Below are 14316 nucleotides of genomic sequence, written 5' to 3'. Positions count from 1 at the left end.
GTTGAAATGGATTTTTCCGGACAAACCGGAGTGGGAATTTAGTGGTCCATACAAGCAAAAAGGCCCTGGTAACTACGCTAGCGGATGCCTGTTTTACCGCTCTTTTTGCCTGGGTTCAACGTCACCAAATTGTTAAGAAACAGCGCAAGTTACTGTGACTGCCACAACAAAAACAATGGGGCAGTAGGGGTAAGCCGGTATAGTGATAATTGGACTTTGTGCGTGACCGGAGGGTAAGCTCCAAATACAGAGGGCAGAGCAGTGGTAAGGTGGCGGTTATAGCAGTCCTGGAATAGGGGCGTAAACGTATAGCAGACAGGATATGGATACTTTCTGAGGGGGGTAAAGCGGTAGGTGACGCTTGGTTTGAGGCTTATGCTGTATTAACAAAACATGATTCTGAGTTGCTCTGTGGTCTGGCGGCTGATCAAAACAGCACAATGAGTCGTTCTTTGCTTTTGTTAACCTGGATAGAGAAAACGGAGGTGGTTTTGTGCAAAAAATGCAGGTTTTTTGTCTGATGGCGGTGTATTATTGCCAAAAACCGATAAAAAACTATCTGATATTTCAATTAAGGGGGGCTGTGCGCGATGGATGAGGTTTGTCAATAGAGGCTTAGTGATGCCAGCGAAAAACAGGGGCTCTTTTGCTATGTTTTTGCATATATTCTAGGGCATTCCGGAGGCTGAATTTTAATGTACGCCTCAGCGCATACCCTACCGGTTTGGGAGGTGCTCCATGCGCTTAGGTGAGGGCTTACTTACTGACTTAAGGCCAAGGCGAGCAAGCCGGCAAAACAAAATTCTAGGAAAAATACAGGTTGGGTTTATCCGCTATCCGGTCCTGCTTGGCCGCACGGTGGAAGGGCTCTGGCAGCCGGGTTTTCTGTTCTTCTCAGCCCGCAAATAATGGTAGCTTGCTCGGCCTTTAGCTTGTCGTTTTATGAAGCTCTTCGTTTTACTGGCCGCAGGCCTTTTGTTTGCCGGACGTAGTGCCGCGCAAACCATTATCCGGTTGACTCAGGTACCTTCCGCAACCTCTGCCAGTGCCACTTTGTATCTGGCCGGCTCGTTCAATAACTGGCAGCCGGCCAGCCCTACCCATGCCTTCACCCGCAACCCCGATGGAACCTACCTACTGACCTTACCCGCGTCCGTGACGGGCAGTCATGCCTTCAAAGTAACCCGCGGCTCCTGGGAAACGGTAGAAACCGATACTGCCGGCAATGACGTGCCAAATCGGGAGTTCAGGGCCGGCACGGGGGTAGGGACTGTAACGCTGGCGGTGCTGAATTGGAAAGACCTGTCGGGCGCGCCCATGGCCGGTGCCTGCCAGAGCACGGCCCGGCAGCCCAACGTGCAGGTTATCAGCACGGAGTTTCAAATGCCCCAACTGGGCCGTTCCCGCCGCGTGTGGGTATATCTGCCCAACGACTACCCCATGGCCCCGGCCAAACGCTACCCCGTGCTGTACATGCACGACGGCCAGAACGTGTTTGATGCCTGCACCAGCTTCTCGGGCGAGTGGGGCGTGGATGAAGCCCTGAGCCAGCTGCAGCAGCAGGGCCTGGATGCGGCCGGCTGCATTGTGGTGGCCGTGGACCACGGCGGCCCCGAGCGCCTCAACGAACTCTCGCCCTGGAAAAACCCCGAGTACGGCGGCGGGCTGGGCGACCAGTACGTGGATTTTCTGGTGCAGACCCTCAAGCCCTACATCGACCTGCACTACCGTACCCTCACTGGCCGGGAGTTTACGGGCATTGCGGGCAGCAGCATGGGTGGCCTGATTTCGACCTACGCGGCCCTGAAGTATCCGCAGGTGTACAGTAAGGTAGGCGTTTTCTCGCCGGCCTTTTGGTTTGCCAAGGACTCGTTGTTTCAGTACCTGCAGCGGCACCGCCCACAGCCCGGCACCCGGTTATACTTCGTGAGCGGTACCACGGAAAGCGAAACCATGGTACCCCTGATGAAGGCCGTGCACGACACGCTGGCGCGGGCCGGAGCAAGCCTGCGGTATGCTACCCCCGCTGACGGCAAGCACTCCGAGTGGTTCTGGAAGCGGGAGTTTCCGGTGGCTTACCAGTGGCTGTACGAGCAGGACGGGACAATTTATGATTACAAAGACGGCGGCCCTCTCAAGTACAGCGCCCACCTGAACCCCGAGCAGAACCGACTGGAGGTCTATCTGCCTCAGGGCTACGACAGGGGTAGGGTAGAGGTGCTGAGCCCGCAGAAGCAGATAATGCTGGCGAAAAAGGTGAAAAACCGCCGTGCCGTGGATGTGCGCCGCCTACCCCCCGGCAGCTACGAAGTGGTGGTTAGTGCCGGAAAGCAACAGGGCCGGCAGTACCTGCGGAAGCAGTAGTTTCGGGGAGCAGTTGCCGGCCGGTAAAAAATTCGGGCCTGTGCTTGCGAAAAATTCAACTCCCCTTACCTTTGCCTCGTTCAACGCCCAAAACTATTGGCAATGACCTTCTCAATGACGCAGCAGGCATGGTGGTGGCCCTACGGAAATTCCGGACGGGACAGCATGTGCGTGCGCTAAGGTCAACTGAACCACTACCTTCGCAAAAGCTCAAAAGCCCGGCCGCCCCGCCGGGCTTTTTTATTTCCCGGCGCTGGTCACCCTCCAATCACCACAACCAGCCGATGAAAACCTTTCAACTGCATACCCGCTTCCTGCGCGTTCTGGCCGATACGGTAACCCCCGTGGGCCTTTACCTCCGTCTGCGCGACCGGTATGCCAACTGCCTGCTGCTGGAAAGCTCCGACTACCACGGCCAGCAAAATGCCTTCAGCTACCTCGCCTTCGACCCTCTGGCCCGATTTGAGCTGAGCGGCCGCGAGCTGACCCTGACCTACCCCGACGATACCTCGGAAACCGAAACCCTAACCGAACCCCGGCAAGCCCTGGCCCGCCTGCAGGAGTTTGCCGGCTGCTTCCAGACCGAGGACACCGGCCACGATTTCATCACGGGTGGGCTGTTTGGCTACTTGGGCTATGAAGCGGTGCAGTACTTCGAGGACCTGGAGCTGAATCCCGAAAAGCCCACTGCCGGTCAGATTCCGGACATTCTCTACAGCACCTACCGCTACGTTATTGCCGTCAACCACTTCCGCAACGAACTGTATGTGTTCGAGCACACGCTGGCCGGGCAAACGGTGGACGAAGATGGACTGACGCGGTTGGTAAACCTGATTCGGAACCCTTCGCTGCCCGATTTCAAGTTTAAGGCAGTAGGTGAGGAGCAGACCAACCAGACCGACGAGGAGTTCCTGCGGGTGCTGGCCGAAGGGCAGCAGCACTGCCGCCGGGGCAACGTGTTCCAGATTGTACTGTCGCGGCGGTTTCAGCAGGGCTTCAGCGGCGACGAGTTCAACGTGTACCGGGCCCTGCGCTCCATCAACCCCTCGCCCTACCTGTTTTATTTCGATTACGGCTCATTCAAGATTTTCGGCTCCTCGCCCGAAACCCAGCTGCTGATTAAAGGGCGCCAGGCCAGCCTGTACCCTATTGCCGGCACCTTCCGCCGCACCGGCCACGATGCCGAAGATGCTGCCCTGGCCCAGAAACTAGCCGACGACCCTAAGGAAAACGCCGAGCACGTCATGCTCGTGGACCTGGCTCGCAACGACCTGGCCCGCCACGGCGACGAGGTAAAAGTGAAGGTGTTCCGCGAAATCCAGTACTACTCCCACGTCATTCACTTGGTCAGTGAGGTGACGGCCCGCCTGGCGGCAGAAGCCAGCCCCCTGCAGGTAGTGGCCGATACGTTCCCGGCTGGTACGCTTTCCGGCGCCCCCAAGCACCGCGCCATGCAGATTATCGACAGGCTGGAACTCACGGCCCGCGGCTACTACGGCGGGGCCATCGGCCACCTCGGCTTCAAAGGCGACTTCAACCACGCCATCATGATTCGCTCCTTCCTGAGCACAGCCGGCCAGCTCTACTTCCAGGCCGGCGCAGGGGTAGTAGCCGCCTCCGATATCAACTCCGAGCTCAACGAAGTGCATCACAAGCTGGCCGCCCTGCGCAAGGCCCTGAAAGAAGCTGAGTTGGTGTAGAGAGAAAAGAAAGGAAGTAGTGTCATGCTGAGCTTGTCGAAGCATCTCTACCTCTGGCTAACCAATTGACATGGCAATGAAGCGGTAGAGATGCTTCGACTGCGCTCAGTATGACGGTTTAATAGAATTCAACCCACCCGAGTACCACTCCCCTCAAATGAAAATCCTCGTCATTGATAACTACGACTCCTTTACCTACAACCTTGTGCAGGTGCTGCGGGAGCTAGGGCATACCGACAACGTCACGGTAATTCGCAACGACAAGCTGACGGTGGAAGACGTGGCCGCCTACGATGCCGTGCTGCTTTCTCCTGGTCCGGGTGTGCCAGCTGATGCCGGGCTGATGCCGGAAATCATTCGGCGCTACGCACCCACCAAGCGCATGCTGGGTGTGTGTCTGGGCCACCAGGGCCTGGCCGAAAGCTTCGGTGGTGAGCTGTATAACATGCCTGATGTGCTGCACGGCTTAGCTACCGATGCCCAGGTAACGGCCCCGGACCGCCTGTTTACCGGTTTGCCCCAGCAGTTCAAGGTAGGGCGCTACCACTCCTGGAGCGTCCGGACCGAATCGGTGCCGGCCGAGCTGGAAGTAACGGCCGTGGATGCTAACGGTCAAGTACTGGCCTTCCGCCACCGCGAGTATGATGTGCGCGGCGTGCAGTTCCACCCCGAGTCTATCCTGACCGAGCACGGCCACCAGATGCTGGCTAACTGGTTGGCCTAACCTACAGGGGTAGGCGCTTGCCTGCCTTAGTCCCTGCTCTTCTTTCGATTCCCATCCAAACAGCTGAACGCTCCCGGCCGCCAGCTACCCCTCTTAGTGAAACAAATCCTTAATCAACTCTTCGACCAGCAGCAGCTTACCCACGCCGAGGCGCATGAGGCCATGCTGCGCATCGGGCAGGGCGAGGCCAACGCTTCGGAAATGGCGGCTTTCATGACGGTGTACCGCATGCGGCCCATTGCCGTGCCGGAGCTGGCCGGCTTCCGCGAGGCTCTGCTGAGTTTGAGCCGCGACCCGGAGCTAGGCACCCACGACACGGTAGATATTGTGGGCACCGGTGGCGACGGCAAAGACACGCTCAACATCAGTACGCTGGCCTGCTTTGTGGTGGCCGGCGCGGGCTACCGGGTGACCAAGCACGGCAACATCGGGGTATCGTCGGTGTGTGGCTCCTCGGATGTGCTGGCGCAGTTGGGGGTTGATTTTGGGGTAGGAAACGACGTGTTGAAGCAGCAGCTAGAGCAGGCCAATATCTGCTTTCTGCACGCGCCCTCGTTCCACCCGGCCATGCGCTACGCCGGCCCCGTGCGGCGGGAGCTGGGCGTGCGCACCTTCTTTAACATCTTAGGCCCCCTGATTAACCCCGCTCGTCCGAAACACCAGGTGGCCGGCACGTTTAGCCTGGAGCTGCTGCGCCTCTACCACTACCTGCTGCAGCAAACTGAAACCCGCTACGCCGTAGTACACGCCCTCGATGGCTACGATGAACTCTCGCTGACCGGGGCCGCTAAGCTGGCCACCCCCGCCGGCGAGCAGCTCCTCTCGGCCGCCGACCTGGGCCTGACTGCCACCCGCCCCGAAGAGTTGGCGGGCGGCCGCACCCCGCAGGAATCAGCTAAGCTGTTTCTGGAGGTGCTGGAGGGCCGCGCCACCCGCGCCCAGCGTGACGTGGTAACGGCCAACGCGGCCCTGGCCATTGGCTGCCTGGAGCCCACCTTCAACTTTGCCGAGGCCCTGGCCGCCGCCCAGGAATCCCTGGATTCCGGCCGGGCGCGGCAGGCCCTGCGCAAGCTGGTGGCCGTCACGCACAGCCACGCTACTACCTTATAAGTCTTGCCGAAGGGTAGCCGCTAGACCACCGAAATACATGGTAGCTCTCTTTTCTCCTGAATACTGTTCACCCAATTCCTTGCCGCTAGGTAGGAATTCACCTTCAAACCCCGCCGCACACCATCGGCGGCCCGCCAATGCCTACGATTCTCGACCAAATCATTGCCCACAAGCGCCAAGAAGTAGCCGACCGCCAAAGCCTGGTGCCGGTAAAGCTGCTGGAAAAAAGCCTGTACATGCAAAGCCAGCCCCTGAGTTTGCGCCGCTACCTGCTGCGCGAGGATCTGAGCGGCATTATTGCTGAGTTCAAGCGCAAGTCACCGAGCAAGGGCTTCATCAACCCCCACGCCCCGGTAGAGCGCACTACACTAGGCTACATGCAGGCCGGCGCCTCGGCCCTGTCGGTGCTGACGGATACGGAGTTTTTCGGGGGCAGGAACGAGGACCTGATTACGGCTCGGCGCTTCAATTTCTGCCCGATTCTGCGCAAGGATTTTGTGGTGGATGAGTACCAGATTCTGGAAGCCAAGAGCATTGGGGCCGACGCCGTGCTGCTGATTGCGGCCGTGCTTTCGGGCGAGGAAGTGCTGCGCCTGGGCCGTCTGGCCAAAAGCCTGGGCCTGGAAGTGCTGCTCGAAATCCATAACGCCGAGGAGCTCGACAAGACTCTGCACCCCGACGCGGTGAGCCTGGTAGGCGTGAACAACCGCAACTTGCACGACTTCAGTGTGAGCCTGGATACCTCCGGCGAGCTGGCCCAGCGTATCCCCGACGAGTTTGTGAAAGTGACGGAAAGCGGCCTGACCTCAGCGGCCGACATTGAGGCCTTGCGCCAGGTAGGCTACCGCGGCTTCCTGATCGGTGAAACGTTCATGCGCCACTCCCGCCCCGAAAAAGCCTGTGCCGCCCTGGTGCAGCAGCTCCGTGCCACCGAGGCCGTAACCGTACTCTAATGAGCGTGCGCCTGAAAGTCTGCGGCATGGCCCGTCCCGACAACCTGCGGGCGGTAGCCGCCCTGCGCCCCGACTTTCTGGGCTTCATCTTCTACCCCAAGTCCCGGCGCTACGCCGCGCCCACGCTCACGCCCGCCGCTGCCGCTGCAGTGCCGGCCAGTGTGCAGAAAGTGGGCGTGTTCGTGGATGAAGATACGGCCGTGATTCAGGAGCGAATAGCGGAATATGACCTCCAAGCGGTGCAACTCCACGGCTCGGAAACCCCCGAAACCTGTGGGTTGCTGCGTGCCACGGGGGTAGCAGTTATCAAGGCTTTTGCGGTGAGGGAGGTGTTCGACTTCGAGCGGTTGCGGCCCTACGTGGGGGTAGTCGACTACTTCCTCTTCGACACGGCCGGCGCCCAGCCTGGCGGCAACGGCACCGCCTTCGACTGGAAGTTGCTGCAGAATTACGCCTTGCCAGTGCCCTATTTCCTGGCCGGTGGGCTGGCCCCGGAACACGCGGAAACGCTTCGAAACCTGCGGCTCCCTGGCCTGTTTGCCCTGGACCTGAACAGCCAGTTTGAAACTGAGCCCGGGCTGAAAGATGCCGGCCGGCTGGATACTTTTTTCAAAGAATTGAGAACCCAGTGATTTTTCTCGCTGAGGCTCGCAGAGGCCATCCACTGCGAACCTCAGCGCCACCCTCAGCGAACCTCTGCGAGAAACCACCATGAATACGATCTATCAACAACCCACGGAGCGCGGCTACTACGGCCAGTTCGGCGGCGCCTTCATCCCGGAAATGCTCTACCCCAACGTGGAAGAGCTGCGCCAGCAGTACCTCGACATCCTGGCTGACCCCGCGTTTCAGCAGGAATACCAGCAGCTGCTCCGCGACTACGTGGGTCGGCCTACCCCCTTGTTCGAGGCCAAGCGCCTATCGGAGAGGTATAACACCCGGGTGTACCTCAAGCGCGAGGACCTCTGCCATACGGGCGCCCACAAGGTAAACAACACCGTAGGGCAGATTCTGCTGGCCAAGCGCCTGGGCAAAACGCGCATCATCGCCGAAACCGGAGCGGGCCAGCACGGCGTTGCTACGGCCACGGTGTGCGCCCTCATGGGTATGCAGTGCATTGTGTACATGGGCGAAATCGACATGGAGCGCCAGAAGCCCAACGTGTACCGCATGCGCCTGCTGGGGGCCGAAGTACGGGCGGCCCTCAGCGGCAGCCGCACCCTCAAAGACGCCACCAACGAAGCCATCCGTGACTGGATTTCCAACCCCGTGGATACCCACTACATCATTGGTTCGGTAGTCGGTCCGCACCCGTACCCCGATCTGGTGGCGCGGCTGCAGGCGGTTATCAGCGAGGAGATGCGCAAGCAGCTGCTGGAGAAAACCGGCTCCGAGCTGCCCGACTACGTGGTAGCCTGCGTGGGCGGCGGCTCCAATGCGGCCGGGGCATTCTACCACTTCCTGGAAGAGCCGTCGGTGAAGCTAGTAGCGGTGGAAGCGGCCGGGCACGGCGTCAACTCGGGGCACTCGGCGGCTACGTCGGTGCTGGGCAAGCCGGGCATTATTCACGGCTCGCGCACCCTGCTCATGCAGGACGAGGACGGCCAGATTACCGAGCCCTATTCCATTTCCGCCGGCCTCGACTACCCCGGCATCGGGCCCCTGCACGCCTTCCTGGCTGATTCCAAGCGGGCCCGGTTTATCAGCATTGAGGACGAGGACGCGCTGAGAGCGGTAGCCGAGCTGAGCCGCCTGGAAGGCATTATTCCGGCTCTGGAAACCGCCCACGCCCTGGCCGCTTTGGGCCAGCTGGGCGCCGGCCCCGACGACGTAGTGGTGGTGAACCTCTCCGGCCGCGGCGACAAAGACCTGGAAACCTACCTCAAGTACGCCGATACTATTCTATAAGCATTGCCCGCAGAGGGCGCAGAGGTTTCCGCAGAGGTTCGCAGATGAACGACCTCCGCGAACCTCTGCGGAAACCTCTGCGCCCTCTGCGGGAACCCTACCCATGAACCGAATCAAAAACGCCTTCGATAAAAAGCAGAAAGGCCTGCTCAACGTGTATTTCACCGCCGGCTACCCCAGCCTGCACGACACGGTGCCGCTCATTAAGTCGCTGACCCAGGCTGGGGCCGACCTTATTGAAATCGGGATGCCGTTTTCCGATCCGCTGGCTGATGGGCCGGTCATTCAGGCCAGCAGCACGGCGGCCTTGCAGAACGGCATGAACATGCGGGTGCTGTTTCGGCAACTGGAAGGCATCCGCAACGAGGTACCCGAAACACCCATTTTGCTCATGGGCTACCTCAACCCGGTCATGCAGTTCGGGGTGGAGAACTTCTGCCGCGAAGCTGCCGAAGCTGGCGTAGATGGCGTGATTCTGCCCGACCTACCCCTCGACGACTACGTGGCCGAATACCAGGAAATGTTCCGTCGCTACAACCTGCGGCCCGTATTTCTAATCACGCCCCAGACCGCCCCGGAGCGCATCCGCCGCATCGATGAGCTGACGGACTCCTTTCTCTACCTCGTGTCGGGCCCCGGAACCACGGGCGGTGCCAACACCCAGGCCGAAGGGGTGCAGGAAGCGTATTTCGAGCGCATTGAAGCCATGAACCTGCGTAACCCCCGTCTCATCGGTTTCGGCATCGGCGACAAAGCTTCTTTCCAGCGTGCCTGCGAGTACGCTGAGGGCGCCATCATTGGCTCCGCCCTGATTCGGGCCCTGGAAGGCACCGACGATGCGCCGGCCGCCGCCGCCCGATTTGTTTCTTCTGTCCTCAACTAGAATTTCCCGCAGAAGAACGACCTCTGCGGTCCTCTGCGTAAAGCTCCGCGTTTCTCTGCGGGAACCCCCGAAAGAACATGATCATCCAACTTGACCCCAGCATTACCGAAGCCGCGCAGGCAACCATTGAAGCCCACATCAAGGCTCTTAAATACAAAGTCACGGACGTTAAAACCCAGCGCGCCCACTACCTTGTGGCCATCGGCAAGGCCGATGTGGACCTGCGCACCATTGGTCAGCTGCCGGGCATCCTCGACATTCATCAGGTATCCGACGACTACCAGCTGGTGTCGCGCAAGTGGCGCGTGCGCCCCACCGTGCTCGACCTCGGCGACGGGGTGCGGGTAGGAGAGGGCAGCCTCACGCTGGCCGCCGGCCCCTGCAGCATCGAGAACGAGCAACAGATGGAGAGCATCATGCAGCACCTCCTGGACAACGACGTGCGCATCATGCGCGGGGGCGTGTTTAAGCCGCGCTCCTCGCCGTACTCATTCCGGGGGCTGGGCATGGAAGGCCTGAAACTGTTCCACCAGATGGCGCGGGCGCGGGGCATCAAAATCGTGACCGAAGTCATGCAGGTGTCGCAAGTGGAAGAAATGCACGACTACGTGGACGTGTTCCAGGTAGGGGCGCGCAACACCCAGAACTTCAATTTGCTCGACGCCCTAGGCGGGGTGGATAAGCCGGTGCTGATTAAGCGCGGCATCTCCGGCACCATTGAAGAGCTGCTCTCGTCGGCGGAGTACGTGTTTTCGGGCGGCAATGAAAAGCTGACTCTTTGCGAGCGGGGTATCCGTACCTTCGAAACGGCCTCGCGCAATACGCTGGACTTGAACGCCGTACCCATCCTAAAAGAGAAAACCCACCTGCCCGTCATTGTGGACCCTTCGCACGGCATCGGCATCCGCGACTACGTGCCTTCCATGGCCCTGGCCGCCGTAATGGCCGGCGCCGACGGTATCATTTACGAAGCCCACGAGAAACCCGAAGAGGCCGCTTCCGACGGCGCCCAGACCCTGAACTTCCAGGAATCGGCCCGCCTGATTCGCAACCTGCGCAAGGTGTACCAGTTGCGCCAGGAGCTGGAATAGTTAGCAGGTTTCTGCTTTCAACCGCCCCGCATTGCCCTTTCGAGGGGGAGTGCGGGGCGGTTCGCGTTCTTCCGGTAGCTTTAGGCCATGGCCTTCACTTTCAACCTATATAGCAGTCTGCTACTGCCGTTTTTTCTGCAGGGAATAGTGGTGGGCACAGTGATGTTGGTGCGTCGGCACCGGGAGGAAGCGGCCGCCGATGGGTGGCTAGCCTTGCTGCTACTGCTGCAGGCGGTGCGGCTGGCCCAATGGATGCTGGGCTTTGCGGGCTGGTACGATGCCCACGATGCCACAACCACCTTCATGTTTTACTTCCCCTTCAGCAATTGGCTGATGGTAGGGCCTGCGTTCTACTTCTACTTTCGGAGCCTCACCAACCAGGGGTTTCGGTTTAGCCGGCAGGTAGCCTGGCATTTTGTGCCGGGCGGGGTGTATCTGGGGTGGAAGCTGCTGGTGTTTGGCGTGGACGTAGGGTGGCTGCACGGCGTACGCGGCCAGCCGTTGCCTTGCCATTTCAACACGAAAGGTGCACTGGCCTGCCAGGCCGCTGATGTTGACGCCTGGGTGGCGCTGTTAGGCTACCTTTCGGTGGCCGCTTATGCCTGGCTGACGCTGCGGGAGTACCGCGCGTATTCGCTTTACCTCAACAACAACTTCTCTGATACGGAGCAGATTCGGTTTCGGTGGCTGCGCAACGTGCTGGTGGCCGTGCTTGTTGGCACGGCCGTGGCGCTGGGGTTTCACTTCGTGGATGTGGTAGTAACGCCGCTCAGCTATTACCAGGCCTGGTACGATTACCTCTTTACCGGCCTGCTGATTTATTACCTCAGCATTGCGGGCCTGCTCACCAACCACCGGCTCCGGGCCCTGGAGTTTCAGCCCGCGCCACCCGCCATATTCCCCGTTGCCCCGGTGCAGCTACCCGCCGCGCCGGATGCGGGGCCTACCTCCTCCAGTGCCGCCAACGCTGCCCTGCCCACTGAAACGGAGCAGCCTTCCCAAGAGCCGGAGCCGGAACTGCTGCGCTGGACGGAGCGCCTGCACCAGCACATGGAGGCCAGCCGGCCTTACCTGGCCCCGGAGCTGACCTTGGGCGAGCTGGCCGCTCAGCTGCACACCAATCCTTCGTGGCTCTCCAGGGTTATTAATACCGGGTGCGGGCAGAATTTCAACGACTATATCAATGAGTACCGGGTGCGGGAAGCCGAACGCCGCCTGCGCGACCCGCAGTTCCGGCACTACACCTTGCTGGCAATAGCTTTGGAGTCAGGCTTCAACTCAAAATCTACCTTTAACCGCGTGTTCAGGAAGCTGCGGGGCGCCACGCCCAGTGAGGTAGCGCGGCAGACTTGAGGGGCCTGCCGCCAGAGAGGTGCCAAACCATAAGTTGGGGCGTGCCAGATGGCAAAATGAGGCGCTTCAGGGGTGGCCGGTGGGTTTCTTTGAGCCATCGTTTCACCTAACCTCTACTGCTATGCGCACCCCAAAGTATCCTGGACCGTGGCTTTTGCTGCTAGCCGGCCTGCTGCTGGTAACCGGCCTGCTGGCTGCCCGACAGCCGGGCCTTCACTCCGATTTATTGATTGAACCCGGCAAGCAGTTCGTGCTGGGGGGCGGGCAGCCAGGGGCCTTCAAGGTAGAGGCCCGCAACGTGGGCAAAGTGCCCGTGGAGTTCAAGGAGCGGCCCCAGGGCGGTGGCATCTTCGGCCGCACTACGTTGGCGCCCTGCCAGCGGGCTACGTTACGGTTTCTGGCTGGCTCTTCGGCTCTGCTGCTCAACCCCTCGGCCCAAACGGCCAACCTGAAACTGCATGTTACCGGCGACACCCGTCTGAGCATGGGCTACGAGCCTAACGGAACCCGTGAAACTCCTCGTGAGCCATGAAAAAGCTGCTGTTCCATGCCGCCCCGCTTTCTACTCGGGGCGCTGATGCGGCCTGGCTGCTGTTTCGGCTGCACCTAGGGCTATCTATTGCCATCGGGGCCGGGTGGTCTAAGCTGGTTGGACTGTACACCGCCACGGAAGCCGACAAGCTCACGGCTGGCGCCGCGGCTGGTCCGCCCGATTGGTTTGTGCAGCAAGTAGCTGGCCTGGGGTTTACCCTGCCTTCAGCTTATTTCTGGGCTGCGCTGGCGGTCTGGGGCGAGTTTGCGGGCGGCTTACTGGTTGCGCTGGGCTTGGGCACCCGCCTGGCGGCATTTCAGCTCGCGGTACAGTTCCTGGTTATTGCCTTCTTCTGGTATGATAAGCCAGAACCGCTGATCGGAATGTACTACCAGCAGCTGCTATTCTGGGCGTTTGTGCTGGTTACCGGGGTAGGCGGGGGCCGCTACTCCATCGACTACCGCATCTGGAAGCACACGGCTCACAGGCGTAGTACACAAGCAGCACAATCAGATCAGGAATTTGCTGAGTTACTAGTCCGGTAGCAACCTAGTTGATTTGCCTACGCGGAATTTTCTAGCAACGAGTTTACCGGCTGCCGGGGGGTAGGCAGGAGGGGCAAAGAAGCGGCCTCCGACGGCATCCAAACCCTGAGCTTCCAGGAGTCGGAGCGCCTGATTCGCAACCTGCGCAAGGTGTGCGCCCTACGCCAGGAGTCGGAGTAGTTTTCGGTTGAGGCTTTAGCTCGCCCCGCCTCTTGCTTGTGGTAAGGTGGGGCGAGCTGGTTTACATTCGTACTAAAAGCTAGCGGACGCCGAAACTATGGCTCTTACCTCAACGCATATGCAAAACCCTGTCCTCTCTCAGCAGCAAAACCAGGAGAAACAACTCGTAGCCGCTGCCGCGCTGCGCTGGGTGCAGGATGGCATGCAAGTGGGGTTGGGAAGCGGCAGCACTGCGGCGTATTTCATTTTCTTTTTGGGTGAGGCCGTGCGCGCCGGAAAGCTGCGGGTAGAGGCAGTGGCTACCTCTTTAGTTAGTGAAAACCTGGCACGACAAGCCGGAATTCCGTTGTTTGAGCCCCGCAAGGGTACACGCCTGGACCTAACGGTGGATGGGGCCGACGAGCTGGATGCTGAGCTGCGCCTCATAAAAGGTGGGGGCGGGGCCCTGCTGCGGGAGAAAATACTGGCGACGGCCTCCCGCCGTGTGCTTATCCTGGCTGATTCCTCGAAAGTAGTGCCGCAGCTGGGGCGGTTTCCCTTGCCCCTGGAAGTGGTGCCCTTTGCCCTGCCCTGGGTTCTGGATACGCTAGAGAAGCTCCAAGCAAACCCGATCCTGCGCTCAGACCGCCAAAATACGAATGAGGCCGCCCGCACTGATCAAGAGAACCTACTGGTGGACTGTCATTTTGTGCAGTTACCGGACCCAGCGCAGTTGGCCCGACAGTTAGAGGCCATACCGGGGGTAGTAGCACACGGCCTGTTTCTGGGCCTGGCTCACACGGCCCTGGTAGCGCAAGGCGAACAAGTGCTGGTGTACAAGCCCGGTGAGGCTCCCCGAAGTATAGCCGAGTTTATAGAACTGCCTTAAGGCTTGTAATCAATAGATATCTGACCGTCATTCCGAGTGAAGCCGAGAGATGACGGTCAGATATATTCTATACCTAAACAGCTAGCTGTTCTGACAAGCTGCCGG

The 14316-nt window shown here is 60.0% G+C and carries 13 protein-coding genes; all 13 read left to right on the top strand.

Annotated features, from left to right (window positions below; all coding sequences use genetic code 11):
- Positions 1-942 precede the first annotated feature (942 nt).
- Entirely contained in the window at positions 943-2364 is a 1422-nt protein-coding gene (locus tag FGZ14_RS07990) for an alpha/beta hydrolase (protein WP_139923087.1), read from the top strand.
- Positions 2365-2648: 284 nt separating this feature from the next.
- Positions 2649-4064, top strand: coding sequence for an anthranilate synthase component I family protein (locus tag FGZ14_RS07985; protein WP_139923085.1), 1416 nt, complete (start codon positions 2649-2651; stop codon positions 4062-4064).
- Positions 4065-4221: 157 nt separating this feature from the next.
- Positions 4222-4788, top strand: coding sequence for an aminodeoxychorismate/anthranilate synthase component II (locus tag FGZ14_RS07980; RefSeq protein WP_139923083.1), 567 nt, complete (start codon positions 4222-4224; stop codon positions 4786-4788).
- A gap of 96 nt (positions 4789-4884) precedes the next feature.
- On the top strand, positions 4885-5898 hold the full coding sequence (gene trpD, locus FGZ14_RS07975) for an anthranilate phosphoribosyltransferase (RefSeq protein WP_139923081.1): 1014 nt from the start codon (positions 4885-4887) through the stop codon (positions 5896-5898).
- Positions 5899-6035: 137 nt separating this feature from the next.
- Positions 6036-6851 (top strand): indole-3-glycerol phosphate synthase TrpC, encoded by an 816-nt coding sequence (gene trpC / locus FGZ14_RS07970; protein WP_139923078.1) that lies wholly within the window; start codon positions 6036-6038, stop codon positions 6849-6851.
- Positions 6851-7483 carry a phosphoribosylanthranilate isomerase gene (locus FGZ14_RS07965; protein ID WP_139923076.1) on the top strand — a complete coding sequence of 211 codons (633 nt, stop codon included), beginning with the start codon at positions 6851-6853 and terminating at the stop codon, positions 7481-7483. Before trpC ends, FGZ14_RS07965 begins: the two co-directional genes overlap by 1 nt.
- Before the next feature lie 79 nt (positions 7484-7562).
- Positions 7563-8759, top strand: a complete 1197-nt coding sequence (trpB, locus tag FGZ14_RS07960; protein ID WP_139923074.1) for a tryptophan synthase subunit beta — start codon at positions 7563-7565, stop codon at positions 8757-8759.
- A 103-nt stretch (positions 8760-8862) separates the two neighbouring features.
- Positions 8863-9642 carry a tryptophan synthase subunit alpha gene (gene trpA / locus FGZ14_RS07955; protein ID WP_139923073.1) on the top strand — a complete coding sequence of 260 codons (780 nt, stop codon included), beginning with the start codon at positions 8863-8865 and terminating at the stop codon, positions 9640-9642.
- Between the two features lie 77 nt (positions 9643-9719).
- Positions 9720-10733 carry a 3-deoxy-7-phosphoheptulonate synthase gene (aroF, locus tag FGZ14_RS07950; RefSeq protein ID WP_139923070.1) on the top strand — a complete coding sequence of 338 codons (1014 nt, stop codon included), beginning with the start codon at positions 9720-9722 and terminating at the stop codon, positions 10731-10733.
- An 87-nt stretch (positions 10734-10820) separates the two neighbouring features.
- Positions 10821-12086 carry an AraC family transcriptional regulator gene (locus FGZ14_RS07945; protein ID WP_139923068.1) on the top strand — a complete coding sequence of 422 codons (1266 nt, stop codon included), beginning with the start codon at positions 10821-10823 and terminating at the stop codon, positions 12084-12086.
- Between the two features lie 121 nt (positions 12087-12207).
- Positions 12208-12618: a hypothetical protein gene (locus tag FGZ14_RS07940; protein WP_139923066.1), complete on the top strand. Its 411-nt coding sequence runs from the start codon at positions 12208-12210 to the stop codon at positions 12616-12618.
- Positions 12615-13163, top strand: coding sequence for a DoxX family protein (locus FGZ14_RS07935; RefSeq protein WP_139923064.1), 549 nt, complete (start codon positions 12615-12617; stop codon positions 13161-13163). Before FGZ14_RS07940 ends, FGZ14_RS07935 begins: the two co-directional genes overlap by 4 nt.
- A 298-nt stretch (positions 13164-13461) precedes the next feature.
- Positions 13462-14211: a ribose-5-phosphate isomerase RpiA gene (gene rpiA, locus FGZ14_RS07925; protein ID WP_139923062.1), complete on the top strand. Its 750-nt coding sequence runs from the start codon at positions 13462-13464 to the stop codon at positions 14209-14211.
- The last annotated feature ends 105 nt before the right edge of the window (positions 14212-14316 follow it).

The organism is Hymenobacter sp. DG01 (genome assembly GCF_006352025.1).
In the GTDB taxonomy this organism is placed as follows: domain Bacteria; phylum Bacteroidota; class Bacteroidia; order Cytophagales; family Hymenobacteraceae; genus Hymenobacter.
Note: the sequence above shows the minus strand (reverse complement) of the source record. Positions and strands in the feature narration are given on the sequence as shown.